Origin of the sequence: Sulfitobacter sp. SK011, from assembly GCF_003352065.1 — a bacterium.
Taxonomy (GTDB): domain Bacteria; phylum Pseudomonadota; class Alphaproteobacteria; order Rhodobacterales; family Rhodobacteraceae; genus Sulfitobacter.
In genome coordinates, this window is the sequence record NZ_CP025803.1 from 1,296,841 (window position 1) to 1,323,436 (window position 26,596).

Sequence of the window (26,596 nt, forward strand, 5' to 3'; positions counted from 1 at the left end):
GGGACCCCGCATCATGGCCCATGCAAAGAACCACGATTATCATATTCTAGCCCCATCCAGCTGGCCGCTGCTTGGTGGGCTTGGCGGCTTTGCCATGCTTGTTGGTGCCGTTTTGTGGATACACGGTATCACACCCTTCCTGTTTTTGGGCGGATTTGTTGCCGTTCTTTATGTGATGTTCGGATGGTGGCGCGAAATGGTGATCGAAAGCCACGTTGGCGATCACACCGGCGTCGTGCGCATCGGCCTGCGTTATGGTTTTATCCTGTTTATCATGTCCGAAGTGATGTTCTTTGTCGCTTGGTTCTGGACCTTCTTCAAACAAGCCATGTACCCGATGAACGAATACGTAGGCTCAGAATATGTGCCGCCGGTATTCGATCCGGTGAACGCCTTTAACCTGCCGCTGATCAATACGTTGGTTCTGCTGTTGTCAGGCTGTGCCGTCACATGGGCGCACCATGCCCTTGTGCATGAAAACAACCGCAAAGACCTGATTTCAGGTCTGGCCATTGCCATCGTGCTGGGCATCGCCTTTACCGCGTTGCAGGCCTATGAATACGGCGAATTGCTGTTGCACCATGACTGGAAGTTCGGCGAAGACGCGTTCTTTTCTGCGTTCTTTATGGCCACAGGTTTTCACGGCCTTCACGTGATCATTGGTACGATCTTTCTGGGAGTGTGCCTGATCCGCGCGATGAAGGGGGATTTCACCCCGCAACAGCACGTTGGTTTTGAGACGGCAGCTTGGTACTGGCACTTTGTTGACGTCGTATGGCTGTTCCTGTTCTTTGCCGTCTATGTCTTTGGTGTGCCTGCCCAATAGCCCCATGATTTTGCAGGGTTGCAATCGCGCCCCTGCGGCGTAAAACCCAAATCGCGCGAAGCACCTGCCTCGCGCGATTTTTCTTGAGGTCAGAGCCTTTATGAACCGCGCGCTGTTCTTTGTTGTGATTGGTCTGGGCGGGGCTGCCATTCTGGTAAGCCTTGGCATCTGGCAAATGCAGCGACTGGCCTGGAAGCAGGGCGTTATCTCTGGCATCAACGCACGGATCGTGGCCGCTCCGGTTGCCTTGCCGAATGATCCCAACCCTGATGCGGACGCCTATCTGCCGGTGACGGTCACTGGGACTTTTGATACACAGGTGTTGCGGGTTCTTGTTTCACAAAAGGATGTAGGGCCGGGATATCGGATCATTTCGGCGCTCAACACACCTGATATGAAAGTAATGGTGGATCGCGGGTTCCTGCCTGTTGAGGCAGGCAGACAAGCCTTTGTAAGTGGCCCTGTGACCCTCACGGGCAACCTGCAATGGCCCAACGAAACCGACAGTTTCACGCCTGCGCCAGACCGGGAAAACAACATCTGGTTTGCCCGCGATGTGGAGGCGATGGCGGCTGAGCTTGGAACCAGTCCGATCCTGATCGTGGCGCGCGATGTGTCGTTCCAGGACGGTGATATCACACCGCTGCCCGTCGATACCGCCCGAATTCCGAATGACCACTTGCAATATGCAATCACGTGGTTTTCCCTCGCTGCGATCTGGCTTGCCATGTCCGCCTATTTCCTGCGCCGTCGCGCGCCAACCCCTGAAAGCTAACCCATGCGCTATGTCTCTACCCGTGGCTCTGCCCCTGTCCTCACCTTCGAAGAGGCGATGCTGACCGGGCTTGCGCGTGATGGCGGGCTATATGTACCCGAGACGATCCCGACATTGAGCAAGGATCAGATCGCAGCAATGGCCGGGCAATCCTACGAGGACGTGGCCTATACGGTGATGCGCCCGTTTATTGGCGATACCTTTACCGACGACGAATTTCGCAGGTTGATTTCCAATGCCTATGCGGGCTTTGGCCACACCGCCCGCGCCCCATTGGTGCAACTTGCCCCCAATCATTTCCTGTTGGAGCTGTTCCACGGACCAACACTGGCGTTCAAAGATTTCGCGATGCAATTGATTGGCCAGATGTTTCAAAAGGCGCTTGGTCGCAAAGGGGCCCGTGTGACCATCGTCGGGGCCACATCCGGCGATACCGGATCCGCTGCGATAGAAGCGTTCCGGGGATTGGATAATGTCGACGTCTTTATCCTTTACCCGCATGGCCGCGTCAGCGATGTGCAGCGCCGCCAGATGACCACACCGTCAGAACCGAACGTCCATGCCCTTGCCGTGGATGGAGATTTTGATGATTGCCAGGCCCGTCTCAAGGATATGTTCAATGACTTTGAATTTCGCGACGGTGTAAAGCTCGCGGGGGTGAATTCGATCAACTGGGGCCGGGTGCTGGCTCAGGTGGTCTATTACTTTACCTCTGCCGTGTCGCTGGGTGCGCCCGGGCGCGAGGTCAGTTTCACCGTGCCAACAGGTAACTTTGGTGACATCTTTGCCGGTTATATCGCCAAGCGCATGGGCCTGCCGATTGCCGATCTGGTGATTGCCACCAACCAAAACGATATTCTGGACCGCTGCCTGAAAGGGCAGGGGTATCACAAGGGCGGCGTGCATCCGTCGATCAGTCCGTCCATGGACATTCAGGTATCGTCCAACTTTGAACGGGCATTGTTTGATGCCTATGACCGCGATGGCAATGCGGTGGCGCAGTTGATGACGGAATTGGGCCAAGGCGGATTTGACGTATCGCAAGGGGCGATGCAGGCGTTGCAGGACATCTATCGCTCTGGCAGCGCGTCCGAGGCGGAAACCTCAGCAACCATCAAAGATATGATCAATTCGACAGGCGAGCTTTTGTGTCCGCATTCTGCGGTCGGCGTGAAAGTCGCCAATGAACAACGTGATGCAGCGACCCCGATGATCACACTTGCCACGGCGCACCCCGCCAAGTTCCCTGATGCGGTCGAGGCAGCCACTGGAACAAGACCGGGCCTGCCCCCGCGCATGGCGGACCTATTTGACCGCAAAGAACGGTTCACCCGCGTGGCCAACGATTTGGACGCGCTCAAGACCTACATCAAAGGGGCACTAAACGCATGAGCCTGAATCAGCACCGCCTGTCGAACGGCTTTCGCATCGTCACAGAACATATGCCGGGATTGGCTTCAGCCTCCATCGGGATATGGGTCACAGCGGGGGGACGTCACGAGACGCCGCAACAAAATGGCATCGCGCATTTCCTTGAGCATATGGCGTTCAAAGGCACCTCAAAACGCAGTTCCTTGCAAATTGCAGAGGCGATCGAGGATGTGGGTGGCTATATCAACGCCTATACAAGTCGCGAAGTGACGGCCTATTACGTGCGCGTCTTGGAAAACGACGTGGCGCTGGGGCTGGATGTGATTGCGGACATTCTGCGTGATCCCATCCTTGACCCAAGCGAAATCGAGGTTGAGCGCGGCGTGATCTTGCAGGAAATCGGTCAGGCGCTGGACACCCCCGATGACGTGATATTCGACTGGCTGCAAGAAGAGGCATACCCGGATCAGCCGATGGGCCGCACCATTCTGGGTCTGTCCGAGCGTGTTTCGAATTTCAACCGCGAAGACCTGCGGTCGTTTATCGGCGATCACTATGGCCCCGAACAAATGATCCTGTCGGCGGCGGGTGCTGTGAACCATGATGAGATCGTGAAACTGGCCGAGGCGCTGTTTGGGGACATGACGCCCAAGCCGATGTTCCAGGTGGATGCAGCCCGTTTTCAGGGCGGCGAGACGCGCCACATCAAACCGTTGGAACAGGCCCATTTTGCGCTTGGCTTTGAATCGCCCGGCTACCGCGCTGACGATATTTATGTGGCTCAGATTTACGCCTCAGCGCTTGGCGGCGGCATGTCGTCGCGGCTGTTTCAGGAAATCCGCGAAAACCGCGGGCTCTGCTATACGATCTTTGCCTCTGCCGGCGCTTATGCGGACACCGGGATGACCACAATCTACGCCGGGACCAGCGCTGAACAATTGCCGGAACTTGCGACCATCACCGTGGACGAGATGAAGCGCGCAGCATCCGATATGTCGCCCGCAGAAGTTGCGCGCGCGCGCGCTCAGATGAAAGCAGGGTTGCTGATGGGGCTGGAAAGCCCGTCAAACCGCGCTGAACGTCTGGCCCGGCTGATCCAGATTTGGGACCGTATCCCGCCATTGGAAGAAACCGTGGCTCAGATCGACGCTGTGACGACCGGGGATGTGCGTGATTTTGCTGAAACCATGGCACTCGCGGCCCCGGCAGCGCTGGCGCTTTATGGTCCAGTGGAAGCGGCACCAACGCTTGCCGCCTTACAGGAGCGGCGCGCGGCCTGATGCTGTTGATGAGGCGCAAAATCAAGATCGAAACTGAACGGCTGACACTGCGCACGCCGATCCATTCTGATTTTCGGGCCTGGACGGCATTGCGGGTCAAAAGCCAGAGCTATCTTGTTCCGTGGGAACCAACTTGGGCGGATGATCATCTGACCCGCAAGGCGTTCACCAACCGGGTCTATTGGGCATCGCGGTCGATCAGCAGTGGCACTGCGATGCCACTGTTTTTGATCCGCCGCGAGGATCAATCACTGATCGGTGCGATCACCCTCGACAACATCCGGCGCGGACCGTCACAATCGGCCACTCTGGGCTATTGGACCGGGGAACCATTTGCACGGCAAGGGTATATGCGCGAGGCGATCGACGCAGTTGTGCATCAGGCGTTCTCCCGGCTGGATCTCAGCCGGGTTGAGGCCGCCTGTTTGCCTGAAAACGCTGCTTCACGCGGATTGCTGGAAAAAGCCGGGTTCAAATACGAGGGCGTCGCGCAAAGCTATCTGCAGATTGAGGGCCGCTGGCGGACCCATGTCCTTTACGCATCGTTGCGCAGCGATCGGCGGGGTAAGACGGAGGCAGGGTAGCGGAAAGCACCGTTCACTGTGCAGACAAAGCGGTGTTTCGAGTTGATCCAAGATAGATCCGCGAACGCTGCAACAATGCCCATGTCGAGCAGAAATAATCATCGACAGGTGCCAACTGGAAGCTTGATCCAGCTCGACACCGTCGCCCGTGGCAGAGAGTTAACTTCGCTAAGTGGCACGCGCCCATCCGCTGTTGAACTCGCCTTCAAAGAGCTTGCCCTTAATATAGCATCCGACGACCACACAGGCCGTTACTGCGTTCTAGTTGGTCAAGACGCCAACACCTGCACCAACAAGGGCACCTTCGACGCAGCGCCCGTCTGCAAGGACCTCTCCGGCGGCGCAGCCGATCGCACCGCCCACCGCAGCACGCTCCAAATCCGAATTTAATTCGTCACACGCAGAAAGACCCAAAGTGGAAACAACTGTCGTGACAATGAAAAATCTATGCATGGAAGACTCCTTGGTTTCTGTTGCCTAAGTCGCAATATACAAACTCGCATGTTGCTGCACATTGATTAGTATCAATCATCGTATCGCGCGGTCAATTGGAGCGTCTCTCCTGCCCTGACAAGGTCACTGCCTCTGTCATGGTGGTCGTTGTTCTTACAGCCGTCCTTGCCCGATCGCATCATCCCACAAAATGCAACCTTCCATACCGCCCGCGCAGGCTGCGCACCTCATCCGCCAAGCCCGTCGGGTCGTCTGACCGCAGCGCCCGCGCCACCAGCGCGGCGATTTCCGGCACATCCTTTACGCCCACACCCCAACGTACCAATTCCGGCGTCCCGATGCGCAGGCCGTTCATGTCCCCCGGCACCTCATCTATCGGCAGGCCGATGCCACAGGCCAGGAATCCCGCTTTGCGCAGCTTTTTTGACGCCGCCTGACCGCCCCCAAACTCCGCAGCCTCAACCGCAAATTGGTGCGATGTGGTAAAACCCTGATCCTTGGCAAAAACCCGCAGTCCCGCCGCATCCAGTTCCCGCGCAAAAGCCTGCGACACCGCGATCATTTCAGCGGCATATTCCGGGCCATAATCGATCCAGTCCAGCATTGTCAGCGCCAGAGCAGCCGATTTTGCCGCGTCAAAGTTCGCTGTCATGCCGGGAAAGGCGATGGCATCAAGCCGTTCGGCCAATGCGGCATCGTTGCTGACAATCAGACCGCCTGCAGGCCCGCCAAGGCTTTTGTAAGTGCTCATTGTCATCATGTGCGCGCCTTCGGCCAGCGGGTTGCGCCACGCGCGCCCTGCGATGATCCCACATTGATGGGCCGCGTCAAAGAGCACCTTTGCCCCCACCTCATCTGCAATTTCACGCACCTCGGCCACCGGGTGTTCAAAGAGGTTCAGCGAAGACCCAACCGTGATCAGGTTTGGTTTCACCTGATGCGCCAAAGCACGCAGCCTTTGAATGTCGAGTGTGTAGCCGTCCGCATTGATTGGCGCGGGCACAGTGTTGAGCCCGTATAGCCCCGCACATCCCGCCGCGTGATGCGTCACATGGCCGCCAATTGACGCAGGCGGTGCAATGATGGTGTCACCGGGTTTGCAGGTCGCCATAAACCCATAGAGATTGGCAATCGCCCCCGATGGCACCCGGATTTCGGCAAACTGCGCATCAAATACCTGCGCACAAAGCTCCGCCGCGATCACCTCGATCTCTTCGATCGCTTCCAGCCCCATTTCGTATTTATCGCCGGGGTATCCAAGTGACGGACGGGTGCCGATGCCAGACGCCAAGATCGCCTCGGCGCGCGGTGACATGACATTGGTTGCAGGATTGAGGTTAAAACACGCCCGTTCATGAATATCGCGGTTCTCTTTGGCCAATGCAGCAATGCGGTCGGCAATCTCAGCGCTGCTGGCAGCCGCCGTTTGCGTTGCAATGGTGGTCACCCGCGCATCGCAGGCCGCCGGTACCCATTTTCTTGTCGCCAACATTTTGATCACTCCCCTCATTTTTCATCAACATCGCGCGCTTTTGCGTCCCTTGGCAAACCAGATTTCCCCCCTGCGTGTAGAAATTTGGTCGCAATATGCCATTGATGCTCTAGGTTGAGGGCCAAAGGGGAGGATGCCATGATTTTCCGTTTTTCTTTTTTGCTGATGCTCTGTTTGCCAACATTTGCTCTGGCACAGGACCGAACGCCAAGTCACTGTGTGGCTTTGGCCAATGCGGCACCCGGCTTGGAATATGTCACCCTTGCAACATTGCCTGAGGTGACGGCTGAAACGGTATATCTCCATTATATCGCCCATGCGTCGTTTTTGATCCGCAGCCACGGTGCCCTTAACATTGTCACAGACTACACAGGATTTACCGGAACGCTGCCGTTTGTCCCGGATGTGATCACCATGAACCATGCCCATGACAGCCATTGGACCAACTTTGTGGATCCCGCCATTCCCCATCCGCTGAAAGGGTGGGGGCCATTCGGGGAAGGCATTGATCACAAGCTGGAATTGGACGAGGTGCTGATCCGCAATGTCTCGACCGACATCCGGTCGCCTTATGGCGGAGTCGAACCGAAAGGAAATTCGATATTTGTGTTTGAAATGGCGGGCCTGTGCATCGGCCATCTAGGCCATTTGCATCATGAACCAGATGCGGGGCAATACGCCGCTTTGGGGCGGGTGGACGTTGTGATGGCCCCGGTGGATGGCGGTTATACTCTTGATCAGCCAACAATGATTGCAATTCTCAAACGGTTGAAGTCGTCAATTGTCATTCCCATGCATTGGTTTTCCGAAGCCGCGCTGCGGGATTTCCTGCGCGGCATGGCGGATGAATTTTCAATCGTTGAGGTGGGCGGCCCATCGTTAACTGTGGCGATGGACAAGCTGCCGTCACGGCCCACCATCATGGTGCTGCGCCCGGCCTATATCGACGTTGCGCGATAGGGACTTGCATCTGAGCGCCTGAGGCCTGATCAAGTTTCCATGACATTGAATCCTGCTGACACCGCATTTGAGACCCGCCTGCGTACTGATTTGCCGGACGCTGTGTTTCGCCCCGCCGATGACCGCTATCTCGAAGAACCGCGCGGCCGTTATGCCGGGCAGGCGGCGCTTTTGGCGCTGCCGCGCACTGTGCAAGAGGTTGCGATCCTGATCCGTCACGCCAATGCAGCGCGTGTTGGCGTCGTGCCCTATGGCGGCGGTACAGGTCTGGTCGGGGGACAGGTCGCGCCCGATGGGCCCGCGCCGATGATCCTGTCACTTGAACGGTTGAACAAGGTGCGCGCGATCTACCCGGATGAGAATGTACTGGTGGCTGAGGCCGGGGTGATTCTGGCCGATGTACAATCCGCCGCGAAGGATGTGGACCGCTTGTTCCCTCTGTCACTCGCCGCCGAAGGCTCGGCGCGGATCGGTGGCAATCTGGCCACCAACGCAGGCGGCACCGGCGTGCTGCGCTATGGCAATGCCCGCGATCTGTGTCTGGGGCTTGAGGCGGTTCTGCCCGATGGCCAAATCTGGAAGGGGTTGACGCGCTTGCGGAAAAACAACACCGGCTATGACCTGCGGCACTTGTTGATCGGTGCCGAGGGGACATTGGGCGTGATCACCGCGGCCGCACTGAAACTCTTTGCGCAGCCCGCGCGGTCAGGCACCGCTCTGTTGGCCGTCCAAGGCCCTGCTGCCGCCCTTGAACTGCTGTCGATGGCGCGGGTGCAACTGGGTGAAATGGTCAGCGCGTTTGAGCTGATACATCGCCAAGGCTTTGATTTTCTGGCTGAAGTTTTGCCTGACGTGCGACACCCATTTGCGACAACGCCAGAATGGTCGGTGTTGATTGAGCTGGGCCTGAGCGGCGGTATCGACCCTGCCGGGGCGCTCGAAACGCTGTCTGCGACCGCAATGGAGGCGGGCCTTGTCACGGACGGTCTGATCGCCCAGAACCAGCAGCAATCGGATGATTTCTGGCGCATCCGCGAAATGATCCCGGAGGCAAACCGTCTCATTGGATCGGTATCGAGCCATGACATTTCGGTACCCTTGGGCGCGATCCCTGACTTCATCGCCCAAGCGGGGCGCAAGATTGCCGCACTGGGCGATTTCCGCATCAACTGCTTTGGCCATGTGGGCGACGGCAACCTGCACTATAATGTCTTTCCGGTGCCCGGAAAAACCCGCGCTGATCACGAACACCTGCGCGATGGTATCAAACAGATGGTACATGATCTGGTGCATGAAATGGGCGGGTCAATCAGTGCCGAACACGGGATCGGCAGGCTCAAGGTTGGTGATCTGGAGCGCTATGGCGATCCTGCGAAACTGTCCGCGATGCGGGCGATAAAGGCAGCACTTGATCCGAACGGCATTATGAATCCGGGGGCGGTGCTGCGAGAAATTGGGTATCATGAGATGGAGCGCTGAAGTTTGAACGAAAGACCGCTTTGCGGGACGGAGCGGACATTTGGTGCAACATATGATATTGATTGTACAAAAGACTTTGAGAAGAGAGATTTCATGCCCACAATGCTGCTTCATCACGTCTCGTATCCCGTGAGGGACGTTGAGGTGTCGGCTTCTTTTTACGAAAGTCTTTTCGACCTAGAACGTCTTGAACGCCCACCATTTCCGATACCGGGTGTTTGGTTGGCGTGTCATGATCGCCAAATCCATCTAGTGCTGAACGAAGCTGGAACCTATCGTACCAAATCGTCTCCTGACCTTGCCGATGTTCACTTTGCATTCTGTACCGATGACTTTGAAAATATGGTCCAACGATTGGAGGCGGCTGGATTTAGGGAGGACCTGCCGGAGAATGACAGGAAAAGAGTAATGATCCTGCGTGAAGGCCTCGCCGGTTTCCCTCAACTCTATATGCTTGATCCCGATCTAAACACGATCGAAGTAAACGCTGCTCCAATGCCGGGTGTACACTGATCTCAACTTCGTCAATGCTGCCTTCTTGGGCTCAGAACCGACGCTCAGGTCAAAATGTTCGGAACGCCGACCATTAATTGCTGCATCGTGCGGATGCAGATGTTGGGCTAGGGCTGGTGAAAAGCTTCAGCTCCCCACCAGATAAGCCGTCATATGCACAGTCGGCTCAATCGGTGTACCATCGTTTTCTGTGGCATGGCGGTCGAAGGTCTTAAAGCCAGGCGGAAGGGTGGTGCCGATGCGTGCTTCAGAGACAAAAATGCACTTGCTGTTTTCGGGCGTGGTTGAAATCGAACTCGGATCATCCAGTGTGCCGACATATATGCCCAATCGATCGGGCCAACGCTCGAAAGTCAGGGCAAGCTTGGTCCCGCAATTGGAGCAGAAGTGAACCCTTACGGCTTTACCGCTACCTTCTGAACGGAGTGTGTATACGCTCGGATTGCCTTGGGTGAAAGAGAAGGTTTCGTGTTCGAATATGGGCTCAACCATTCGGTCCGAACCCGTAGCACGTTGGCAGAAACGGCAGTAGCAGATCGTCACCCAAAGGGGCTCGCTGCCCGTATTGTACTCCACAGCTCCGCAAAGACAGCGGCCAATGTGCCCATCAGACATATCGCATCTCTTTCTCATCGACCTAAGATGCTTCTTTCTAGCATGTCTAGGTCTCGGCGGTGACAATATTTGTTTGATGAGTCCGCCCTGGGCACAAAGCAGACATTGGCTCTCTGCTTACATCCCCTCAAACGCGCAAAGCGCATGCACTTCCATGCCCATTGCCTCTAGCTTCTTGCGTCCACCCAGTTCCGGCAGGTCAATAATGAACGCGCAGGACACGATCTTGCCGCCCAACCGCTCAATCAATTTGATCCCGGCCTCGGCGGTGCCGCCTGTGGCCAGCAAATCATCGACCACCAGTACCTTTTCTCCGGCCTGAATGGCGTCATCGTGGATTTCGACAATCGCTTCGCCGTACTCCAGCGTATAATCTTGGCTGATGGTCCGCCCCGGCAGCTTGCCTTTTTTGCGGATCGGCACAAACCCCACGGACAATTGGTGTGCAATGGCCCCCCCAAGGATAAATCCGCGCGCCTCAAGACCCACCACCTTGTCGATGTCGATGCCTGCATAGGGGTGCAACATCTGGTCGATTGCCATGCGAAACCCGCGCGGGTCCGCAAAAAGCGTCGTCACATCGCGGAACATGATGCCTTCATGGGGGAAATCGACAATCGTGCGAATGTAATCCTCAACCTTTTTCATACCGCACTCCCGCGCAAAGTTGCTGTTAAGACACCCATGCCGACCAGTGCGGCACCGCCCGAGCGCGTGATCCATGTAATGATCGAGGGCCGCGCGATGACCTGGCGCAAACGATCCGCCAGCAGCGCATAGGCAAGAGCGTTCAGGGCGGCAAGGCCCACAAAGGTCAAGATCAGGATGCTGAACTGCGGCAAAAGGGGTGCTTCCGCCCGGATAAACTGTGGAACGAAGGCGATAAAGAACGCAATGGATTTGGGGTTCAAAGCAGTTACTGCCGTAGCATGTCCAAAGACATGTCTGGCGCTGACATCCGAAGGTGCGCTGACAAACAGGCCGTCAGATGGCGCGGAGCGGATCAGCTTGATCCCCAACCAGACAAGATACAAAGCGCCTGCCCATTTCAGCGCCACAAACAACGTTGCAGAGCCCAGAACCAACGCGCCCAATCCCAACAAAGACGCCGTCATCGCGATCAAATCACCCAAAGCCACACCGGCAGCCGACGCCACGGCAACAGACCTGCCTTTCGACAGCGCATAGCTCAACACCAGCAAGACCGTTGGGCCGGGGATCAACAGCAGCGCCGTAGAGGCCGCGACAAACGTCAGCCAGAGTTCAAAGGACATGGGGCAGCCTCCAATGGTTTGGTTCCAATCAAAGACAGCATCACGGCCTCAGCGCAACAGGGATTGCGGCACGCCTTACACTTCAATTTCACCCTTTCTCAAATACCGTCTGCTCTCACATCCTCACGGCCGTCAGATGATGCGCCCTGCCACCGCATCAAGTTTGACCATCACTGCAGGGTCACGCGCGTCAGGTTGCGTCAGGATTGCATGTTCCAGCGCGCGGTCACAGTGGTGCGGGCATGCATCCCGCTTTGCACCCAGAAGGGTGGGCAGCCGACTGACCAGGGCGCGGCCCTTGTCCGCATTGCCCATAAGCGTCGCGATGATTTGTGTCACGTTGACTTCACCATGATCCGGATGCCAGCTGTCATAATCGGTGATCATCGCCACCGATGCGTAACAAAGCTCTGCTTCGCGGGCCAGTTTAGCCTCTGGCATGTTGGTCATGCCGATGACATCCGCCCCCCAGCTTTCGCGGTACATCCTGGATTCAGCAAGGGTGCTGAACTGCGGGCCCTCCATAGCCAGATACGTACCCCCCCGATGCACCGTGATACCTGCGTCTTTTGCGGCCTGTTCACAGGCATCGCCCAATCGCGGACAGGTCGGGTGGGCGACACTGACGTGGGCCACACAACCGGTGCCAAAAAACGACTTTTCCCGCGCAAAGGTCCGGTCGATGAACTGATCGACAATCACGAAATGCCCCGGTGCCATTGCATCCCGAAACGATCCGCAGGCAGAGACCGATATCACATCCGTACAGCCCAACCGTTTGAGCACATCAATGTTGGCACGATAGGGCACAGTTGTTGGCGAATGCACATGGCCACGCCCATGGCGCGGCAAAAAAGCCATTTCAACGCCGTCCAAAGTCCCACATAGGATCGCGTCCGACGGTACCCCCCAAGGGCTTTCGACCGTGATCCAGTCGGCACCCTCAAGCCCGTCAATGTCGTAAATCCCCGACCCGCCAATCACAGCGATTTTTGTCTGTGTCATGCGACACTCCCTTGTGGTTTGGTATGCTATTTAAGCCCACCAAGTCAGACGATCCCCTCAATATCAAGTCCCTGCGGGTCACGAATTTGCCTCGCCACCGTAAGAAAGGGAAAATTTGATGGTCGCGTTTGGCGGGTTGCGCAGGAGGTAGCGCAGGGCGTTAGCACAAAGAGAAACGGCGTTTTCTGCGGGCTGCAGACATGGGCATGCGCCAAAGGGTTTTAATCTCCAGCGTTCTGGTCTAGTCAGCGCTAACAAAATCGCCCGCATTCATATGGGCCATTTACTGACGAAATTCCGACGAAGGATACCCCTCATGCCGCGCGCTACGCTGCACAGCTTTACCAAGAACCTCGATGTGACCGACCTGCGCTGGATGCCGGAGGATGGGTTCAGTATTGGTCGTTTGCGGATCGAATTGCTGTCAGGACTGACGGTGGCGCTGGCGCTGGTGCCAGAAGCGGTTGCATTTGCATTTGTCGCGGGGGTCAATCCGCTGGTCGGGCTTTATGCCGCGTTTCTGGTGGGCCTGATCACGGCGTTGATCGGGGGGCGTCCCGGTATGATATCGGGGGCAACAGGTGCTTTGGCCGTGGTGATGGTGGCCCTCGTTGCACAACATGGCGTTGAATACCTGTTTGCCACAGTTGTGCTGATGGGACTGATCCAGATATTTGCAGGCGTCATGCAATGGGGCAAGTTTATCCGGCTGGTCCCACATCCGGTTATGCTTGGGTTTGTGAACGGCCTTGCCATTGTTATTTTCCTCGCGCAAATGAGCCAATTCAAGGTGCCCGGCACCATGGTCGACACCGGGCATGGCATGTCGGGGGGGGAGTGGCTCTCTGGCCCGCCGCTCTATCTCATGCTGGCGCTGGTGGCGGCCACGATGGCGATCATCTGGATCATGCCGCGTATCACTCGGTTCATTCCGGCACCCTTGGCAGGCATCGGAATTGTAGCGGCGGTGGTAATCTTTACCGGCATGGATGTGCCACGGGTGGGCGATCTGGCGTCAATCAGCGGTGGCTTTCCAGCTTTCCACATCCCCTTTGGTGAAGGGGTGGGGATATATGGCACGGCGCTTGCGCCCTTCACGCTCGAAACACTTTGGATCGTGCTGCCTTACGCCGTGATCCTGGCCGCAATTGGCCTGATTGAATCCTTGCTGACGCTGAACCTTGTTGGCGACATGACCAATGCCCGTGGCGGCGCATCGCAGGAATGCATTGCGCAGGGCGTTGCAAACACCGTGACCGGTTTTTTCGGCGGCATGGGTGGCTGTGCGATGATTGGTCAGTCCATGATCAACGTCAAATCCGGCGGTCGCACCCGTGTGGCCGGAATTGCGGCGGCAGTGTTCTTGCTGCTCTTTATCCTCGTCGGATCATCGGTGATTGAGCTTATCCCATTGGCGGCGCTGGTGGGCGTGATGTTCATGGTCGTGATTGGCACCTTTGCTTGGAACAGCCTCACAATCTTGCGTAAAGTGCCTTTGATGGATGCTTTTGTAATCCTGCTGGTCACGGTTGTGACAGTATACAAGGATTTGGCTGTCGCCGTCGTGGTCGGCGTTATTGTGTCTGCGCTGGCCTATGCGTGGAACAATGCGCGACGCATCCACGCCACCACACGGGAATCGCAGCGTGAGAAGGGGGCCAAGGTGTACGAAATACACGGGCCGCTGTTCTTTGGATCATCGGATGGGTTTTCAGAGCTTTTTACCATCGAAGCGGACCCCGATGTGGTGATCGTTGATTTTGCCGACAGCCGGGTGGTGGATCAATCCGCCTTGCAGGCGATTGAGGCGATCGCGGGCAAGTATGAAGAGGCCGGCAAACGCATTCAGCTCCGCCATTTGAGCCGCGATTGTCACCGTTTGCTGACCAAGGCCGGCCATCTTGTGGTCGATAGTGACGATGACCCCGATTACGAACTGGCCGTGGACTATGATGTGCGCACCGGGATACTGGGCGGGCATTAACACACGTCTCATGGGCTTGCGATAAGGCCGATCGCGATGGGACATCGGACTACGTCGGTTGCGGTTAAGGTCGTGGTGCCAGACCTGATCTGGCAGGGTGCCCGTACGAAGCAACCCTATTCCGTCTCGCCTGTTTGGAGAAGGATCTTTTTGGTCCAGCTTTCACCCAGATAAGGCATCTGGGGCTGATCGTTTTCCTGAGGCAACCCATAACTCAGGCCGCGTCCGATCCGGTGGGCCAGCGCGGACCAGGATTTTGCCAGCGGATGCGGCAACTCTTGCATCAGCACCGTGTCGAACAAGGACAGCCAAACCGGGAAATGCGCGGGCTTGACGTTGCCAGCTGCCATATGAACCTGCATCGGATTGCCATCATAACACCGTTGCAAAAGCAACGCGTTGCGCCAGAACCGCCCAATCTTTTCTTCATGCGGGGACCAGTCTTTCACATGTGCGGCAAAGATCGGTCCAAGTGCGGGATGGGCGCGAACGCGCGTGTAGAACTGCGAAACCACCCGGTCTATCTGTTCCTCCGTGACAGGGATGCGCGGCGGCATGTTCATACAACAACGACCCAGACAACGATCAGGCTGATCACCAGATAGACCAGCGTATTGATCAACCAGCGGATCAGGCCGGCGTCCGCCTTTGGATCCAGACCTAGATGCTCGCAGACTTTTGTTCCGGGCCAGAGAATAGCATCAGAGAGGGTCATGGTTCAGTCCTTAATTGGTATTTGAGATGCGGATTATCTAGTTCTTTTAAATACGTATTGCAAATGCTAAATATTCCCCATGCAATTGGACAAATTCACAGATTACGCCCTGCGCGTATTGATGATGTTGGCGGTGCGCGCACCGGCGCGGGTTCCGACATCACACATTGCGGCAACTTATCGGTTGTCAGAAAACCACCTGTCCAAAGTCGCGACCCAGCTTGCCCGTGAGGGGTTCGTGGTCTCCGAGCGCGGGCGCAACGGGGGGCTGACGCTGGCGCGTCCGGCGGCCCAGATCAGCATCGGTGCCGTTGTTCGTGCCATGAAACGTGACACACCTGTGGTGGAATGTTTTGGGACAGATCAATCCTGCCTGATACTGCCGGCCTGTGGTCTGCGCGCACCTCTGGTGCAGGCTCAGGAGGCTTTTTATGCGGCGCTGGATCCTTATTCCCTTGCGGATGTGGCACGCGCGCGAAAACCGCTTGATGATTTGCTCAGCACGTGACGGACATAACGAAAATATAACACCGTTGCGCCACACCACCTTTAGCCCTCAATCATCCGGTCTGACCATCTCAAAGACATCGCGCACCGCCGTATAGTCGCGGTACCCCATCCGCGACAGGGGCGTGAACCGGGTTACGTCAAACCGCCCGTCCACCACACAATCATCGCGCAGGTGGACGCCCACGACCTCTCCAAACACAACAAAATTGCTGTCGCCTTCAATTTTGATGATCTGCGTGACGCGGCATTCCAGTGAAGCGGGTGCGCCGGCAACACGGGCGCAGTCAATCTGCTGACATGCCGCTTTTTCCACACCGGCGCTGGCAAATTCGTCTTCGCCTCGGGGCAGGCTGGCCGAGGTCACATTCATGGCTTCGCGCGCCGCATATTCCACCACATTCACGCAAAACACGCCGGTTTCGCGGATATTTGCCACGTTGTCCTTGGTGTCGCCCGCATCTGGTTTTCTTCCTGTTGACGCGAACATGACCTGCGGCGGCGTATAGGCGACCCCGTTGAAAAACGAATAGGGTGACAGGTTGTCACGCCCCTGCGCATCGCGCGTTGAGATCCATCCGATGGGACGCGGGGTGATGATGGCATTAAACGGGTTATGCGGCAGGCCGTGGCCATCACAAGGACGGTAAAACATTGACTGTGATCTCCTATCTCGTTTGCCCCATGGCTAACGGCATGTTAGGGGCATTGCCACCGCAAACTCGCCATATGCGCCATAACAACCTGAGGCCCGGAACAGATGCCTTGTACCACCTGACCCCCGAAACCCCCGCAGATCATTGGGAGGTTGAGGCGCTCTATGACACCTGCTTTGCGCCGGGGCGCGAGGCATTGTCGTCGTACAGACTGCGGGACGACGTGCCGCCCGTTCAAGGTCTTAGCCATGTTGCACGTGATGATGAAGGTATTCTGGCGGGGGCCATCCGGTATTGGCCGGTGCGGATCGGATCCGATGCGGCGTTGCTGCTTGGGCCTGTTGCCGTGCACCCGACGCGGCAGGGCGAAGGGATCGGCCGCGCCCTGATCGAGCAAAGCCTTGATCGCGCACCCCTGATGGTCTGGACGCGGGTATTGCTGGTGGGCGACGCACCATACTACAACCGCTTTGGATTTGAGCTTTTAAAGGACGTGATCATGCCGCCCCCCACCAACCCCGAGAGGGTTTTGGGTCGGGCGCTGATCCCCGGCGCATGGGATGGCGTAGCCGGAGAGGTGCGGCGGTGGGCGGATTGAAAATGCCCATCTGGACCCCACATTAAGGAAAAGAGGGCCAACATGCAGATCGAAAGCAACCTTCCTGCCAAAATCGATGTCGATGTACGACTGACCGAAATCGCCAAACGCTATAAACAGGCGGGGGGTGTTGGGATCAACGTATTGAACCTGATCGGTGGCGGTGCAGACAACCTGATTGACCGGTTGCCCGGTCCCGTGCGGCGCAACCTTGAGGCGGCAACCGTCAAAGCGTTGAACCATGCAATGAAGGCCGCCCATTCAAGCCGCAGTTATGTGCCGGATCAAAAAAGCTGGCTTAATCAGGCTGCGAGTGCCGCGATGGGCGCGGCGGGTGGCGCGGGAGGATTGCCCACGGCTTTGGCAGAATTACCGGTCACAACCACGCTCTTGCTACGCGTCATTCAAGGGGTCGCCGTCAAACATGGCTTCGATCCCGATGCCGAAAACGTACAATTTGACTGTGTGCAGGTGTTTTCCGCGGCTGGGCCTTTGTCGGGTGATGACGGTGCCGATCTGGGGTTTTTATCCGCGCGCATGGCCCTTTCGGGCCGCGCGATGCAGGCGGTGATTGCCAAGGTTGCCCCGCGTCTAGCAGTTGTGCTGGGTCAAAAGCTTGCAGCACAGGCGGTGCCGGTCTTGGGGGCCGTTGCAGGGGCCGCGACGAATTACGCCTACACCAGCTATTATGAGGATATGGCGCATGTGCATTTTGGCCTGCGCCGTCTGGCAATTGATGGCGATGTGCCGCCCGACGAACTGCTCAACCGATTGCGGGAAAAAATGGGCCGCGCCCCTGTGGCGGGTTAAGCTGCGTTATCGTCCGATGCTGCCCGGTGCCACCGTCGTTGCCTTGAGGATTGCATAGCAGCGCATGCCTTTGTGCAGTCGCAGATCACGGATTGCGCGACCTGTCACCCGCGCCAGCAATCGATCCTCACCTGCCCGAAGCGCAATGGCGGCCCCCGGTCCATCACCGGGATGTATGTCCTCTACGACGACAGGCAGAACATTGACGGATGACAATCCATCCGGGCGATCAAGTGACAAAATAACGTCTTGCGCCAGCACGCGCAGGCGCACCCGCGCGCCGACCTCTGCCTGCACCCCGGGAAGTTCAAGCTTGCCCGCGCTGATCGACAGGGTCGAAATACCGTCGTCTGCATGGCTTTCGACATCCGCCTCAAGCACAGCACCCGCTTCGCGCACCCCCAAAAGCGGCACGGCAGCAGGATCCGCCATAACCTCGAAAAGCGGACCATGGGTGCGAACCTGACCGTCCTGGATCAACACCAATGTGTCGGCAAGCCGTGCGACTTCGTCCACGGCGTGGCTGACGTAGAGAATGGGCAACCCAAGAGGGCCGTCGCGCAGACGTTCCAGATAGGGGATAATTTCAAGCTTGCGCGGGCCATCGAGGTTCGCCAGCGGCTCGTCCATCAGCAACATACGCGGGCGGCTGAGCAACGCGCGGCCCAGGGCGACACGCTGCTTTTCACCGCCAGACAGGGTGTTTGGGGCGCGGTTCAAATGGGTTTCCAACCCCAAAAGCATCACCACTTCTTTCAGGTCAGCCCCTTTGCTGTCTGCCGCGGCATAACGTGCACCAAAGGTAAGATTTCCCTCAACGCTGAGATGCGGAAAAAGCCGGGCGTCCTGAAAGACATATCCCAGATGACGCTTCGCAGGTGGCACAAACACCTGGCTGCCCGCATCAAAGAGCGTTGAGCCATCCAAATGGACATGCCCCGCATCAGGCCGCAAAAGCCCCGCAACGGCGTTGATCACGGTGGTTTTTCCAGCGCCCGACCGGCCAAAAAGAGCGGTGATGCCCGGCCCGGCCTCAAACGCCACATCCAGTGCGAATTCACCAAAGCGATGCCGGATTTGCACATCCAACGTCATGTGCCCGCGATCCTTGCCGCCACGCGCCGGGCCAATGCCTCAGACAACACCACAGCCCCGATTGCCACGACACAGGCCAGCAGCACCATCATCACCACCTGACCTTCGGCACCGGGAATTTGCAATGCGGTCCAAATGGCGCTGGGCAATGTCTGGGTCTGGCCGGGAATGTTGGCGACAAAGGTGATCGTTGCCCCGAATTCGCCCATTGCCTTGGCAAATCCCATTACCGCCCCTGCAAGTATCCCCGGCGCAATCAGTGGCAGGGTGACCCGGACAAAAACGGCACTGTGCGGCGCGCCCAAAGTTGCTGCGGCCTCTTCCAGCTTGGGGTCCACCGCCTCAATCGCGAGGCGCATGGCCCGCACCATCAATGGAAACCCCATGACAATTGCAGCCAAAACAGCACCCGACCAGTGGAACGCAAGCCGCAAGCCCATCGCTTCAAGCGCCTGTCCCAAAGGCGCGGTGCGGCCAAACAGGATCAGCAAAACATAGCCAGTGACGACCGGGGGCAAAACCAGCGGCAAATGCACCAGGGCATTGAGCGCGGATTTGCCCCAGAATGTTTTGCGCGCCAGTACCCATGCGACCCAAAGCGCAAGGGGAACCGCCAGAACGGTCGCCCAGCATGCGACCCAAAGCGACAGGCGCAGCGCCTCCCAGGCGGCAGCATCGACGTTCATTCGGGCACCGCGCCAAAACCATGCGCAACAAAGACCGCCTTTGATGCAGCCGTCCCAAGATGATCCAGAAACGACTGGCCCGCGGGGGTCAGTGCCGCTGCGGGATAGATGATGGGGCTATGGGTGTTTGCCGGGATAGACGCCAATACAACAACCGATCCGTCCGCCGCCACATCGCTGGCATAGACAACGCCAACAGGTGCCTGACCGCGCGCCACCAATGCAAGTGCTGCGCGCACATTGTCGGTTTCCGCCAATCTGTTCACAATGCCGTCCCATTGCCCGGTGCCTTGCAACCACTCGCGTGCGTAAATGCCAGCAGGCACCGCATCACGCTGTCCCATCGCCAAACGGCCGTTTGGCCCCAACAATGCCAGAACGTCTGACCCGGCGGCAGTCGCGCCAACCGGGCCGATCAGCACAAGTTCGTTGGTCGCAACCGTGTGCCGCGATCCCGGCCAAAGCTTTGCGTTTTCCTCAAGCCAGTCCATCCAATCGGCATGTGCCAAGATCACCACATCCGCAGGTGCGCCCGCAGCGATCTGCCGCGCCATGGTGCCGGACCCTCCATAGGACAAATGCACCGGTCCATCATAGGTTTCACTGACCTCATCCAGCGCATCGCGCAGGCTGGCGGCGGCAAATACTGTGACAGGTGCGGGTTCTGCCCAAAGGCCAGTGGACATCACCGAAAACGCGAGCAGGAGTTTGGTCAGAAATCTCATCTCGGGCAGTATCCGTTAAGGTTTGGACCGCTACAAGAGTAATGCACGGATTGGAGCGATGATCTGGCGTTCGCAAGACAGACGCAGTATGGTTATATGAACAAGGGCAATGACCCCCAAGAGCAGACGGCAGATGATCAAACAATTACCAATTTCGTTGCATGGGGCCCGAAAAGGCGATGTGCGCACACAATTCGCGGCACTCTGCTACCGTGTGAAACGCGATAAAGTGCAGATATTGCTGGTCACGTCGCGAGGCTCCAAACGTTGGATCGTCCCAAAAGGCTGGCCGATGGAAGGCAAAACACCGGCAGAATCCGCAAGGCAAGAAGCATGGGAAGAGGCGGGCGTGACAGGCCAGCCGGATGGCACCTGTTTGGGCGTCTATTCCTATGCCAAGGATGTCGGCAGCATGGATGATCTGCCCTGCCTTGCCATGTTGTACCCGATTGCCGTCAAATCACTGGCAAAAAAGTACCCTGAACGCGGCGAACGCCGTCGCCGCTGGGTGTCTCGAAAACGTGCGGCCAAATTGGTATCAGAACGCGAACTGGCCCGTCTGATCCTTGATTTTGATCCCAGACCAGCCAAACCGATTGCTTGACCTAAGCCCAAATACACCCCATCTCAGAAGTATGCACATGAAATGGAGAGTGCCACACCAATGATCCACTATGCGCTCAAATGTGATCAGGGCCATGATTTTGACAGCTGGTTTCAATCCGCTGCTGCCTTTGATGCCTTGGCGCAGGCGGGGCATTTGGCATGTAGTGTATGTGGGTCAGCCGAGGTCAAAAAAGCCATCATGGCACCGCGCGTGGTGGCAAAGTCAGCGGCGGACAGGCCCGATGAGGCCGCCCCGGAGGCCCCCGTGCCACTGCTTAAAACACCGCAAGGTGATATTGAACTGGCGGTCGCTGAGCTGCGCAAGAAAGTCGAAGAAACGTCAGACTATGTCGGCACTGATTTTACGCGCGAGGCCCGCGCAATGCATTTGGGCGATGTTCCAGAGCGTGCGATCTATGGAGAGGCACGGCCTGATCAGGCCCGCAGTCTGATTGAGGACGGGGTTCCTCTGTTGCCATTGCCGTTCCGACCCCGACAAAAGCTGAGCTGACGGATATAAGGGAAATGATATGACGATCCTGATCACGGGTGCCTCTCGCGGCATCGGCGCGGGCCTTGCCGCCCATTATGCGTCTGTTGGCGAAGAGGTGATTGGCACGGGGCGGTCCGCGTCAGCACCGCTTCAATTGGATGTGACCCGCCCGGCCAGCCATACGGACATGGCCAAAGTGCTGGGTGACCGCGCCGTTGATCTGCTGGTCTGCAATGCGGGGGTCTATCTGGACAAAGGCAATGATCTGGAAACCGGGTTTGGCGCAGATCTGTGGGCTCAGAGTTTTGCCACAAATGTCACCGGCGTATTTCTGAGCATTCAGGCGCTGCTTCCACATTTGCGGCGGGCAAAAAATGCCAGGATCGCCATCATATCATCGCAAATGGGGTCTTCGACACATGCGCCGGGGGGCAGCTATATCTACCGCGCCTCCAAGGCGGCGGCGTTGAACCTGGGGCGCAACCTTGCCAGTGATCTGAAACCGGAAGGGATTGCGGTCGGCATTTATCATCCAGGCTGGGTACAAACCGACATGGGCGGTGCGTCTGCGGCGATTACCATTGACGAGGCCGTGCGCGGATTGGCCGCTCGATTTGCGGCGCTGAATATTGAGACGACGGGCTGTTTTGAAACCTGGGATGGCCGGGCGCACGATTTCTGAGTGAGGGGCGGTCGAGCAGAATGAGGCGGGCAAGCCCGCCGCATGGTTTTATTCAATTGGGTCCCCCAATTGGTTTTTTCGGTATTTGAAAAAGGGTGAATGGGAAGGCTGGCCTTGCCCTTGGGGAGCCTTGCGCGTAAACCGCGCCGGAGTTGATATCTGAGGGACCTATGCCTGTTCTGGTGATGAAATTTGGTGGCACGTCAGTGGCCACATTGGACCGCATCCGGCGCGCGGCAAAACGCGTGGGCGTTGAGGTGTCAAAAGGTTACGATGTGATTGTCATTGTGTCAGCCATGTCGGGCAAGACCAATGAGTTGGTCGGTTGGGTGAATGAGACCTCGCCGATGTATGATGCACGCGAATATGACGCGGTGGTGTCCAGTGGCGAGAATGTCACCGCAGGGTTGATGGCGCTCACGTTGCAGGAAATGGATATACCGGCGCGCTCCTGGCAAGGCTGGCAGGTGCCGGTTCAGACCACCTCGGCCCATTCGGCGGCGCGCATCGAAGACATCCCACCGCAGAATATCCGGGCCAAGTTTGCCGAAGGCATGAAAGTAGCCGTGGTTGCGGGCTTTCAGGGGATCAGCCCGGAGGGCCGGATTACCACATTGGGGCGCGGTGGGTCAGATACCACTGCCGTGGCTTTTGCCGCTGCCTTTGAGGCTGACCGTTGCGACATCTATACGGACGTGGATGGGGTTTATACCACCGATCCGCGGGTCGAATCCAAGGCGCGCAAGCTGGACAGGATCGCTTTTGAAGAGATGCTGGAACTGGCGTCGCTGGGGGCCAAAGTCTTGCAGACACGCTCGGTCGAACTGGCGATGCGGTATAAGGTCAAACTGCGGGTGCTGAGCAGTTTTGAAGAACAATCGGACGATGCCGGCACGCTCGTCTGTGATGAGGAGGAAATCGTGGAAAGCAATGTCGTTGCAGGGGTCGCGTTTAGCCGTGATGAAGCCAAAATGACACTGGTGTCGGTTGCTGACCGTCCCGGTATTGCCGCCAGCATTTTTACCAGCCTCAGTGATGGTGGCGTGAACGTCGATATGATCGTACAGAACATCGCCGAAGAAGGCCGCACCGATATGACCTGGTCTTGCCCGGTTGATCAGGTGCTGCGCGCCGAAAAAGCGATGGAAAAGGCCAAATCGGACGGGGTGATCAACTATCACGATCTGATTGCGGATACTGACGTTGCAAAAGTCAGCGTTGTTGGCATCGGCATGCGCAGTCACACAGGTGTCGCCGCCAAGATGTTCAAAGTGCTTTCGGATGAGGGGATCAACATCAAAGTCATTACCACGTCAGAGATCAAGATCAGTGTGCTCATTGACCGCAAGTACATGGAATTGGCCGTTCAGGCGTTGCATGATGCCTTTGAACTGGACAAAGCGGTATAATTTGCCATCCAATCGCGGGTCTGATGCGTTTCCCGTTTCGCTTGTGGCGCGTCTGTGGTCTAAGCTGACTTTGACGTTCATACGGGGGGCGCGCGGACATGGTTGAGCGTTTTGAAACTGAAAGCCGCAAATTGCTGGGCCGTCTGCGGGATGCAATGGCCAGTGACGATGCAGGTCAGGAACGTCTGGACAAGATCACCCATCTGATCGCGACCTCAATGGGGTGTGAGGTCTGCTCGATCTATCTGTTTCGCGATGAAGACACGCTGGAGTTATGCGCGACAGAAGGTTTGAACAAAGCCTCCGTGCACCAGACGCGCATGAAATTGGGCGAAGGTCTGGTGGGCCGGGTGGCCAAACGCAAGGCGGTCGTCAACACCCCGGATGCGCCCCAGGCACCGGGTTTCCGCTTTATGCCTGAGACCGGCGAAGAGATTTATTCAAGTTTCCTGGGGGTTCCTATTCAACGGATCGGGGCCGCATTGGGCGTGCTTGTGGTGCAGTCGAGAACCGCACGTGAATATTCCGCCGATGAGGTTTATGCCCTCGAAGTGGTTGCCATGGTGCTTGCTGAAATGACCGAACTTGGCGCGTTTGTCGGTGACGGGGCCGCGATGTCGGCGCGCCATTCGCAACCGGTCTTGTTGCGCGGCACCGTAGGCCAAGAGGGGGTTGCGGAAGGACATGTCTGGCTGCACGAGCCGCGTGTCGTCGTGTCCAACCCGATTGCAGATGATCCAGAGACCGAGGCGATCCGGCTTGAATCAGCTGTTGGCCTACTGCGCATCAGTGTGGATCAGATGTTGTCGATGGCAGGGGGTGACAAAGACCAGCAGCAGGTCATCGAAGCCTACCGGATGTTTGCCAATTCCAAAGGCTGGATGCGCCGGATGCTTGAGAGCATTTCAAGCGGATTGAGCGCCGAGGCCGCGGTTGAAAAGGAACAATCAACGGCGCGTGCACGTATGGGGCAGGTGCCGGATGCCTATTTGCGCGAGCGGCTGAGCGATCTGGATGACCTGTCGAACCGGCTTTTGCGCATTCTGACCGGGCAGGGCAGTGATACCGGTGCAGAGATGCCCAAGAACCCCATCCTTGTGGCCCGCAACATTGGTCCAGCCGAATTGCTTGATTATGGCCGCAAGCTGCGCGGAATTGTGCTTGAGGGTGGCTCGGTCGGGTCGCATGCCGCGATTGTTGCACGTGCACTTGCCATACCTTTGTTGGTGCATGTCGGGCGGATCACTGACGATGCACTTAACGGTGATCACATCATGCTGGATGGCGAACAGGGCATCGTGCACCTGCGCCCGGACGATTCCGTGGCTTCGGCCTTTCGCGACAAGATCGCCATGCAGGCGGCGGCACAGGAACGCTATGCCTCGATCCGTGATGAACCTGCACAGGCGAAATGCGGGTCGATTGTGCAGCTTCATATGAATGCCGGCCTGATGGCCGATTTGCCATCCCTTCAAAGCTCCGGTGCCGAAGGGGTTGGTTTGTTTCGCACAGAACTGCAGTTTCTGGTGCGCAATCAGATGCCCAAACGCACGGAACTGGCAGCCCTTTATGCGCGGGTACTGGATGCGGCACAGGGCAAACGCGTGGTGTTTCGGACGCTCGACATCGGGTCGGACAAGGTACTGCCCTATATGAAACCCAATGATGAACCAAACCCGGCTTTGGGGTGGCGCGCCATTCGCGTGGGCCTCGATAAACCGGGGATCATGCGCATGCAGTTGCAGGCCTTGATCAGGGCGGCAAACGGGCGGCCGTTGACGGTGATGTTCCCTTTTGTGGCCCAGTTTGAAGAATACCGCGACGCGCGTGCCGAAATGGACAAGACAATGGCCCGAGAGGAACGCCTGGGCCATGTCCTGCCTTCCGAGATTGAGGTTGGGGCGATGCTGGAAACCCCAAGTCTTGCGTTTGCACCAAGAAAATTCTTTGAGGAAGTTGAGTTTCTGTCCGTTGGTGGCAACGATCTGAAACAGTTTTTCTTTGCCGCGGACCGTGAAAACGAACGCGTGCGGCGGCGCTATGACACGCTTAATGTCAGCTACCTCAGCTTTCTTGAAGGCATCGTTGAGCGGTGCCGCGACACCGGAACATCGTTGTCGTTTTGTGGCGAGGATGCGGGCCGTCCGGTTGAAGCCCTGTGTTTTGCGGCAATCGGATTTCGCATCCTGTCCATGCGCCCGGCGTCTATTGGCCCTGTGAAAAGCCTGCTGCGCCGCTGCAACCTGGATGATGTGCGTCGCGTGATACATGATGCACGTGATCGGGGTGAGATGTCCGTAAGGGCGGCTGTGATGGAGTATGTGCGGGCGCAATCAGCGGCTCAGTGAAACCGGGTGTCAGATATTAAGCCGCACGGCGCGTCCAGGTGCATAGGCCATGCGCAGCCTTGTGATCAGACCCACTTCGCTGAACGTCTCGCGCCGCAGGATCATCAGGGGCGCGGCAGGGGCACAGCCCAGGTGCTGCACTTCGAAATCGCTTGCCGCTTCGGCCAGATATTCCATCGTGCCCCGGTCAAAAGGGGCATTTTGCACCAGCCATTCATTGGCGCTCAGCACCGCAAAATCAGCGTCTTTGGCGGCGGGCAGGGTGGTCAGGTTGATCTCTCGGTCCTCGACGGCATAGGGCTGTGTGTCTGCCAGATGCAGCGTCTGGATCGACAGGCATGCCTTATCGACCTTTCGGGACAGCACGCGGTGGCCATAGATTTTGCCCAAGGCCTCGACCTCTTGGCGGATCACCGGGACAGACATCTGCGCGCGCCGTTGTGGGGATAAGGCTACGCGGGTGCCTGCACGGCGGCGGCGCTCCAGCCAGCCGTCTTCGGCGAGCGCGCGCAGGGCACGGTTTACAGTGGCCCGTGCGCAACCCAACTCAGTTGCCAGTTCAGCTTCATTCGGGATCAACCCGCCGGGCGGCCATGCGCGGCTTTGTATGCGGCGCAATGCTTCGGCCTGAACGTCCTGCCAACCTAGCATCGGG

General features: G+C 57.6%; 30 protein-coding genes. 17 read left to right on the forward strand and 13 right to left on the reverse strand.

Going from position 1 to position 26,596, the window contains the following annotated elements; translation table 11 throughout:
• The first annotated feature begins 13 nt into the window (after positions 1 to 13).
• The 5 genes from C1J02_RS06365 (at position 14) to C1J02_RS06385 (ending at position 4,836) form a co-directional block, all read left to right on the forward strand.
• Positions 14 to 826 (forward strand): cytochrome c oxidase subunit 3, encoded by an 813-nt coding sequence (locus C1J02_RS06365; RefSeq protein ID WP_114877827.1) that lies wholly within the window; start codon positions 14 to 16, stop codon positions 824 to 826.
• A 100-nt stretch (positions 827 to 926) separates the two neighbouring features.
• The gene (locus C1J02_RS06370) at positions 927 to 1,601 is read left to right on the forward strand and encodes an SURF1 family protein (RefSeq protein WP_114877828.1); all 675 of its coding nucleotides are present in this window, start codon (positions 927 to 929) and stop codon (positions 1,599 to 1,601) included.
• A 3-nt stretch (positions 1,602 to 1,604) separates the two neighbouring features.
• A complete protein-coding gene (gene thrC, locus C1J02_RS06375) occupies positions 1,605 to 2,993 on the forward strand; it encodes a threonine synthase (RefSeq protein ID WP_114877829.1) in 1,389 nt (462 codons plus the stop codon).
• Positions 2,990 to 4,252, forward strand: coding sequence for a pitrilysin family protein (locus tag C1J02_RS06380; protein ID WP_114877830.1), 1,263 nt, complete (start codon positions 2,990 to 2,992; stop codon positions 4,250 to 4,252). Before thrC ends, C1J02_RS06380 begins: the two co-directional genes overlap by 4 nt.
• On the forward strand, positions 4,252 to 4,836 hold the full coding sequence (locus C1J02_RS06385) for a GNAT family N-acetyltransferase (RefSeq protein ID WP_114877831.1): 585 nt from the start codon (positions 4,252 to 4,254) through the stop codon (positions 4,834 to 4,836). Before C1J02_RS06380 ends, C1J02_RS06385 begins: the two co-directional genes overlap by 1 nt.
• Positions 4,837 to 5,097: 261 nt before the next feature.
• Here the strand turns inward: C1J02_RS06385 and C1J02_RS06390 are convergent, their stop codons facing one another.
• Entirely contained in the window at positions 5,098 to 5,289 is a 192-nt protein-coding gene (locus C1J02_RS06390; protein ID WP_114877832.1) for a hypothetical protein, read from the reverse strand.
• A 178-nt stretch (positions 5,290 to 5,467) separates the two neighbouring features.
• A complete protein-coding gene (locus C1J02_RS06395) occupies positions 5,468 to 6,781 on the reverse strand; it encodes a serine hydroxymethyltransferase (protein ID WP_114880418.1) in 1,314 nt (437 codons plus the stop codon).
• Between the two features lie 138 nt (positions 6,782 to 6,919).
• Here C1J02_RS06395 and C1J02_RS06400 point away from each other — a divergent pair, with 138 nt between their 5' ends.
• From C1J02_RS06400 to C1J02_RS06410, 3 genes are read left to right on the forward strand one after another with little or no spacing between them, the layout of a single operon-like run.
• A complete protein-coding gene (locus C1J02_RS06400; RefSeq protein ID WP_114877833.1) occupies positions 6,920 to 7,741 on the forward strand; it encodes an MBL fold metallo-hydrolase in 822 nt (273 codons plus the stop codon).
• Between the two features lie 39 nt (positions 7,742 to 7,780).
• Positions 7,781 to 9,220 carry an FAD-binding oxidoreductase gene (locus C1J02_RS06405; RefSeq protein WP_114877834.1) on the forward strand — a complete coding sequence of 480 codons (1,440 nt, stop codon included), beginning with the start codon at positions 7,781 to 7,783 and terminating at the stop codon, positions 9,218 to 9,220.
• A 3-nt stretch (positions 9,221 to 9,223) separates the two neighbouring features.
• Positions 9,224 to 9,733, forward strand: coding sequence for a VOC family protein (locus C1J02_RS06410; protein ID WP_205389873.1), 510 nt, complete (start codon positions 9,224 to 9,226; stop codon positions 9,731 to 9,733).
• A gap of 126 nt (positions 9,734 to 9,859) precedes the next feature.
• On the opposite strand, the gene C1J02_RS06415 is transcribed toward C1J02_RS06410, so the two are convergent.
• The 4 genes from C1J02_RS06415 to C1J02_RS06430 all read right to left on the reverse strand — a co-directional run bounded on the left by C1J02_RS06415 (position 9,860) and on the right by C1J02_RS06430 (position 12,627).
• Positions 9,860 to 10,366, reverse strand: a complete 507-nt coding sequence (locus C1J02_RS06415) for a GFA family protein (RefSeq protein WP_368073774.1) — start codon at positions 10,364 to 10,366, stop codon at positions 9,860 to 9,862.
• A 99-nt stretch (positions 10,367 to 10,465) separates the two neighbouring features.
• The gene (locus C1J02_RS06420; RefSeq protein WP_114877835.1) at positions 10,466 to 10,996 is read right to left on the reverse strand and encodes an adenine phosphoribosyltransferase; all 531 of its coding nucleotides are present in this window, start codon (positions 10,994 to 10,996) and stop codon (positions 10,466 to 10,468) included.
• Positions 10,993 to 11,622, reverse strand: a complete 630-nt coding sequence (locus tag C1J02_RS06425) for a LysE family translocator (RefSeq protein ID WP_114877836.1) — start codon at positions 11,620 to 11,622, stop codon at positions 10,993 to 10,995. Before C1J02_RS06425 ends, C1J02_RS06420 begins: the two co-directional genes overlap by 4 nt.
• A gap of 132 nt (positions 11,623 to 11,754) precedes the next feature.
• Complete coding sequence (locus C1J02_RS06430) at positions 11,755 to 12,627, reverse strand: S-methyl-5'-thioadenosine phosphorylase (protein WP_114877837.1); 873 nt, start codon at positions 12,625 to 12,627, stop codon at positions 11,755 to 11,757.
• Positions 12,628 to 12,943: 316 nt separating this feature from the next.
• Here C1J02_RS06430 and C1J02_RS06435 point away from each other — a divergent pair, with 316 nt between their 5' ends.
• The gene (locus C1J02_RS06435; RefSeq protein WP_114877838.1) at positions 12,944 to 14,611 is read left to right on the forward strand and encodes a SulP family inorganic anion transporter; all 1,668 of its coding nucleotides are present in this window, start codon (positions 12,944 to 12,946) and stop codon (positions 14,609 to 14,611) included.
• 116 nt (positions 14,612 to 14,727) lie between these two features.
• Here the strand turns inward: C1J02_RS06435 and C1J02_RS06440 are convergent, their stop codons facing one another.
• Positions 14,728 to 15,174: a group III truncated hemoglobin gene (locus C1J02_RS06440; protein ID WP_114877839.1), complete on the reverse strand. Its 447-nt coding sequence runs from the start codon at positions 15,172 to 15,174 to the stop codon at positions 14,728 to 14,730.
• Positions 15,171 to 15,326 carry a hypothetical protein gene (locus tag C1J02_RS21030; RefSeq protein WP_205389874.1) on the reverse strand — a complete coding sequence of 52 codons (156 nt, stop codon included), beginning with the start codon at positions 15,324 to 15,326 and terminating at the stop codon, positions 15,171 to 15,173. The genes C1J02_RS06440 and C1J02_RS21030 overlap by 4 nt, the downstream gene beginning before the upstream one ends.
• Before the next feature lie 79 nt (positions 15,327 to 15,405).
• Between C1J02_RS21030 and C1J02_RS06445 the strand changes: the two genes are divergently transcribed.
• Complete coding sequence (locus C1J02_RS06445) at positions 15,406 to 15,834, forward strand: Rrf2 family transcriptional regulator (RefSeq protein ID WP_114877840.1); 429 nt, start codon at positions 15,406 to 15,408, stop codon at positions 15,832 to 15,834.
• Between the two features lie 48 nt (positions 15,835 to 15,882).
• On the opposite strand, the gene C1J02_RS06450 is transcribed toward C1J02_RS06445, so the two are convergent.
• A complete protein-coding gene (locus tag C1J02_RS06450; protein WP_114877841.1) occupies positions 15,883 to 16,488 on the reverse strand; it encodes a flavin reductase family protein in 606 nt (201 codons plus the stop codon).
• Positions 16,489 to 16,598: 110 nt separating this feature from the next.
• Between C1J02_RS06450 and C1J02_RS06455 the strand changes: the two genes are divergently transcribed.
• Positions 16,599 to 17,087, forward strand: a complete 489-nt coding sequence (locus C1J02_RS06455; RefSeq protein ID WP_114880421.1) for a GNAT family N-acetyltransferase — start codon at positions 16,599 to 16,601, stop codon at positions 17,085 to 17,087.
• A gap of 42 nt (positions 17,088 to 17,129) precedes the next feature.
• The gene (locus C1J02_RS06460; RefSeq protein ID WP_114877842.1) at positions 17,130 to 17,897 is read left to right on the forward strand and encodes an EcsC family protein; all 768 of its coding nucleotides are present in this window, start codon (positions 17,130 to 17,132) and stop codon (positions 17,895 to 17,897) included.
• A 6-nt stretch (positions 17,898 to 17,903) separates the two neighbouring features.
• On the opposite strand, the gene modC is transcribed toward C1J02_RS06460, so the two are convergent.
• From modC to modA, 3 genes are read right to left on the reverse strand one after another with little or no spacing between them, the layout of a single operon-like run.
• The gene (modC, locus tag C1J02_RS06465; protein WP_114877843.1) at positions 17,904 to 18,992 is read right to left on the reverse strand and encodes a molybdenum ABC transporter ATP-binding protein; all 1,089 of its coding nucleotides are present in this window, start codon (positions 18,990 to 18,992) and stop codon (positions 17,904 to 17,906) included.
• On the reverse strand, positions 18,989 to 19,678 hold the full coding sequence (gene modB / locus C1J02_RS06470) for a molybdate ABC transporter permease subunit (protein ID WP_114877844.1): 690 nt from the start codon (positions 19,676 to 19,678) through the stop codon (positions 18,989 to 18,991). The genes modC and modB overlap by 4 nt, the downstream gene beginning before the upstream one ends.
• Positions 19,675 to 20,403: a molybdate ABC transporter substrate-binding protein gene (gene modA, locus C1J02_RS06475; RefSeq protein WP_114877845.1), complete on the reverse strand. Its 729-nt coding sequence runs from the start codon at positions 20,401 to 20,403 to the stop codon at positions 19,675 to 19,677. The genes modB and modA overlap by 4 nt, the downstream gene beginning before the upstream one ends.
• Before the next feature lie 133 nt (positions 20,404 to 20,536).
• Here modA and C1J02_RS06480 point away from each other — a divergent pair, with 133 nt between their 5' ends.
• From C1J02_RS06480 to ptsP, 5 genes are all read left to right on the forward strand, one after another.
• The gene (locus C1J02_RS06480) at positions 20,537 to 21,007 is read left to right on the forward strand and encodes an NUDIX hydrolase (protein WP_114877846.1); all 471 of its coding nucleotides are present in this window, start codon (positions 20,537 to 20,539) and stop codon (positions 21,005 to 21,007) included.
• A gap of 60 nt (positions 21,008 to 21,067) precedes the next feature.
• Positions 21,068 to 21,520: a DUF1178 family protein gene (locus C1J02_RS06485; protein ID WP_114877847.1), complete on the forward strand. Its 453-nt coding sequence runs from the start codon at positions 21,068 to 21,070 to the stop codon at positions 21,518 to 21,520.
• Between the two features lie 19 nt (positions 21,521 to 21,539).
• Entirely contained in the window at positions 21,540 to 22,184 is a 645-nt protein-coding gene (locus C1J02_RS06490; protein ID WP_114877848.1) for an SDR family NAD(P)-dependent oxidoreductase, read from the forward strand.
• 170 nt (positions 22,185 to 22,354) lie between these two features.
• Positions 22,355 to 23,593, forward strand: a complete 1,239-nt coding sequence (locus tag C1J02_RS06495; protein WP_114877849.1) for an aspartate kinase — start codon at positions 22,355 to 22,357, stop codon at positions 23,591 to 23,593.
• A 98-nt stretch (positions 23,594 to 23,691) separates the two neighbouring features.
• Complete coding sequence (ptsP, locus tag C1J02_RS06500; protein ID WP_114877850.1) at positions 23,692 to 25,941, forward strand: phosphoenolpyruvate--protein phosphotransferase; 2,250 nt, start codon at positions 23,692 to 23,694, stop codon at positions 25,939 to 25,941.
• A 9-nt stretch (positions 25,942 to 25,950) separates the two neighbouring features.
• Here the strand turns inward: ptsP and C1J02_RS06505 are convergent, their stop codons facing one another.
• Positions 25,951 to 26,592, reverse strand: a complete 642-nt coding sequence (locus C1J02_RS06505; RefSeq protein ID WP_114877851.1) for a GntR family transcriptional regulator — start codon at positions 26,590 to 26,592, stop codon at positions 25,951 to 25,953.
• Between the last annotated feature and the right edge of the window lie 4 nt (positions 26,593 to 26,596).

What these genes read in the sequence shown, in the direction of transcription:
- C1J02_RS06365 (WP_114877827.1), top strand. Translation starts at nt 14, where the DNA reads ATGGCCCATGCAAAGAACCACGATTATCATATTCTAGCCCCATCCAGC.
- C1J02_RS06370 (WP_114877828.1), top strand. Translation starts at nt 927, where the DNA reads ATGAACCGCGCGCTGTTCTTTGTTGTGATTGGTCTGGGCGGGGCTGCC.
- thrC (WP_114877829.1), top strand. Translation starts at nt 1,605, where the DNA reads ATGCGCTATGTCTCTACCCGTGGCTCTGCCCCTGTCCTCACCTTCGAA.
- C1J02_RS06380 (WP_114877830.1), top strand. Translation starts at nt 2,990, where the DNA reads ATGAGCCTGAATCAGCACCGCCTGTCGAACGGCTTTCGCATCGTCACA.
- C1J02_RS06385 (WP_114877831.1), top strand. Translation starts at nt 4,252, where the DNA reads ATGCTGTTGATGAGGCGCAAAATCAAGATCGAAACTGAACGGCTGACA.
- C1J02_RS06390 (WP_114877832.1), bottom strand. Translation starts at nt 5,289, where the DNA reads ATGCATAGATTTTTCATTGTCACGACAGTTGTTTCCACTTTGGGTCTT.
- C1J02_RS06395 (WP_114880418.1), bottom strand. Translation starts at nt 6,781, where the DNA reads ATGTTGGCGACAAGAAAATGGGTACCGGCGGCCTGCGATGCGCGGGTG.
- C1J02_RS06400 (WP_114877833.1), top strand. Translation starts at nt 6,920, where the DNA reads ATGATTTTCCGTTTTTCTTTTTTGCTGATGCTCTGTTTGCCAACATTT.
- C1J02_RS06405 (WP_114877834.1), top strand. Translation starts at nt 7,781, where the DNA reads ATGACATTGAATCCTGCTGACACCGCATTTGAGACCCGCCTGCGTACT.
- C1J02_RS06415 (WP_368073774.1), bottom strand. Translation starts at nt 10,366, where the DNA reads ATGAGAAAGAGATGCGATATGTCTGATGGGCACATTGGCCGCTGTCTT.
- C1J02_RS06420 (WP_114877835.1), bottom strand. Translation starts at nt 10,996, where the DNA reads ATGAAAAAGGTTGAGGATTACATTCGCACGATTGTCGATTTCCCCCAT.
- C1J02_RS06425 (WP_114877836.1), bottom strand. Translation starts at nt 11,622, where the DNA reads ATGTCCTTTGAACTCTGGCTGACGTTTGTCGCGGCCTCTACGGCGCTG.
- C1J02_RS06430 (WP_114877837.1), bottom strand. Translation starts at nt 12,627, where the DNA reads ATGACACAGACAAAAATCGCTGTGATTGGCGGGTCGGGGATTTACGAC.
- C1J02_RS06435 (WP_114877838.1), top strand. Translation starts at nt 12,944, where the DNA reads ATGCCGCGCGCTACGCTGCACAGCTTTACCAAGAACCTCGATGTGACC.
- C1J02_RS06440 (WP_114877839.1), bottom strand. Translation starts at nt 15,174, where the DNA reads ATGAACATGCCGCCGCGCATCCCTGTCACGGAGGAACAGATAGACCGG.
- C1J02_RS21030 (WP_205389874.1), bottom strand. Translation starts at nt 15,326, where the DNA reads ATGACCCTCTCTGATGCTATTCTCTGGCCCGGAACAAAAGTCTGCGAG.
- C1J02_RS06445 (WP_114877840.1), top strand. Translation starts at nt 15,406, where the DNA reads ATGCAATTGGACAAATTCACAGATTACGCCCTGCGCGTATTGATGATG.
- C1J02_RS06450 (WP_114877841.1), bottom strand. Translation starts at nt 16,488, where the DNA reads ATGTTTTACCGTCCTTGTGATGGCCACGGCCTGCCGCATAACCCGTTT.
- C1J02_RS06460 (WP_114877842.1), top strand. Translation starts at nt 17,130, where the DNA reads ATGCAGATCGAAAGCAACCTTCCTGCCAAAATCGATGTCGATGTACGA.
- modC (WP_114877843.1), bottom strand. Translation starts at nt 18,992, where the DNA reads ATGACGTTGGATGTGCAAATCCGGCATCGCTTTGGTGAATTCGCACTG.
- modB (WP_114877844.1), bottom strand. Translation starts at nt 19,678, where the DNA reads ATGAACGTCGATGCTGCCGCCTGGGAGGCGCTGCGCCTGTCGCTTTGG.
- modA (WP_114877845.1), bottom strand. Translation starts at nt 20,403, where the DNA reads ATGAGATTTCTGACCAAACTCCTGCTCGCGTTTTCGGTGATGTCCACT.
- C1J02_RS06480 (WP_114877846.1), top strand. Translation starts at nt 20,537, where the DNA reads ATGATCAAACAATTACCAATTTCGTTGCATGGGGCCCGAAAAGGCGAT.
- C1J02_RS06485 (WP_114877847.1), top strand. Translation starts at nt 21,068, where the DNA reads ATGATCCACTATGCGCTCAAATGTGATCAGGGCCATGATTTTGACAGC.
- C1J02_RS06490 (WP_114877848.1), top strand. Translation starts at nt 21,540, where the DNA reads ATGACGATCCTGATCACGGGTGCCTCTCGCGGCATCGGCGCGGGCCTT.
- C1J02_RS06495 (WP_114877849.1), top strand. Translation starts at nt 22,355, where the DNA reads ATGCCTGTTCTGGTGATGAAATTTGGTGGCACGTCAGTGGCCACATTG.
- ptsP (WP_114877850.1), top strand. Translation starts at nt 23,692, where the DNA reads ATGGTTGAGCGTTTTGAAACTGAAAGCCGCAAATTGCTGGGCCGTCTG.
- C1J02_RS06505 (WP_114877851.1), bottom strand. Translation starts at nt 26,592, where the DNA reads ATGCTAGGTTGGCAGGACGTTCAGGCCGAAGCATTGCGCCGCATACAA.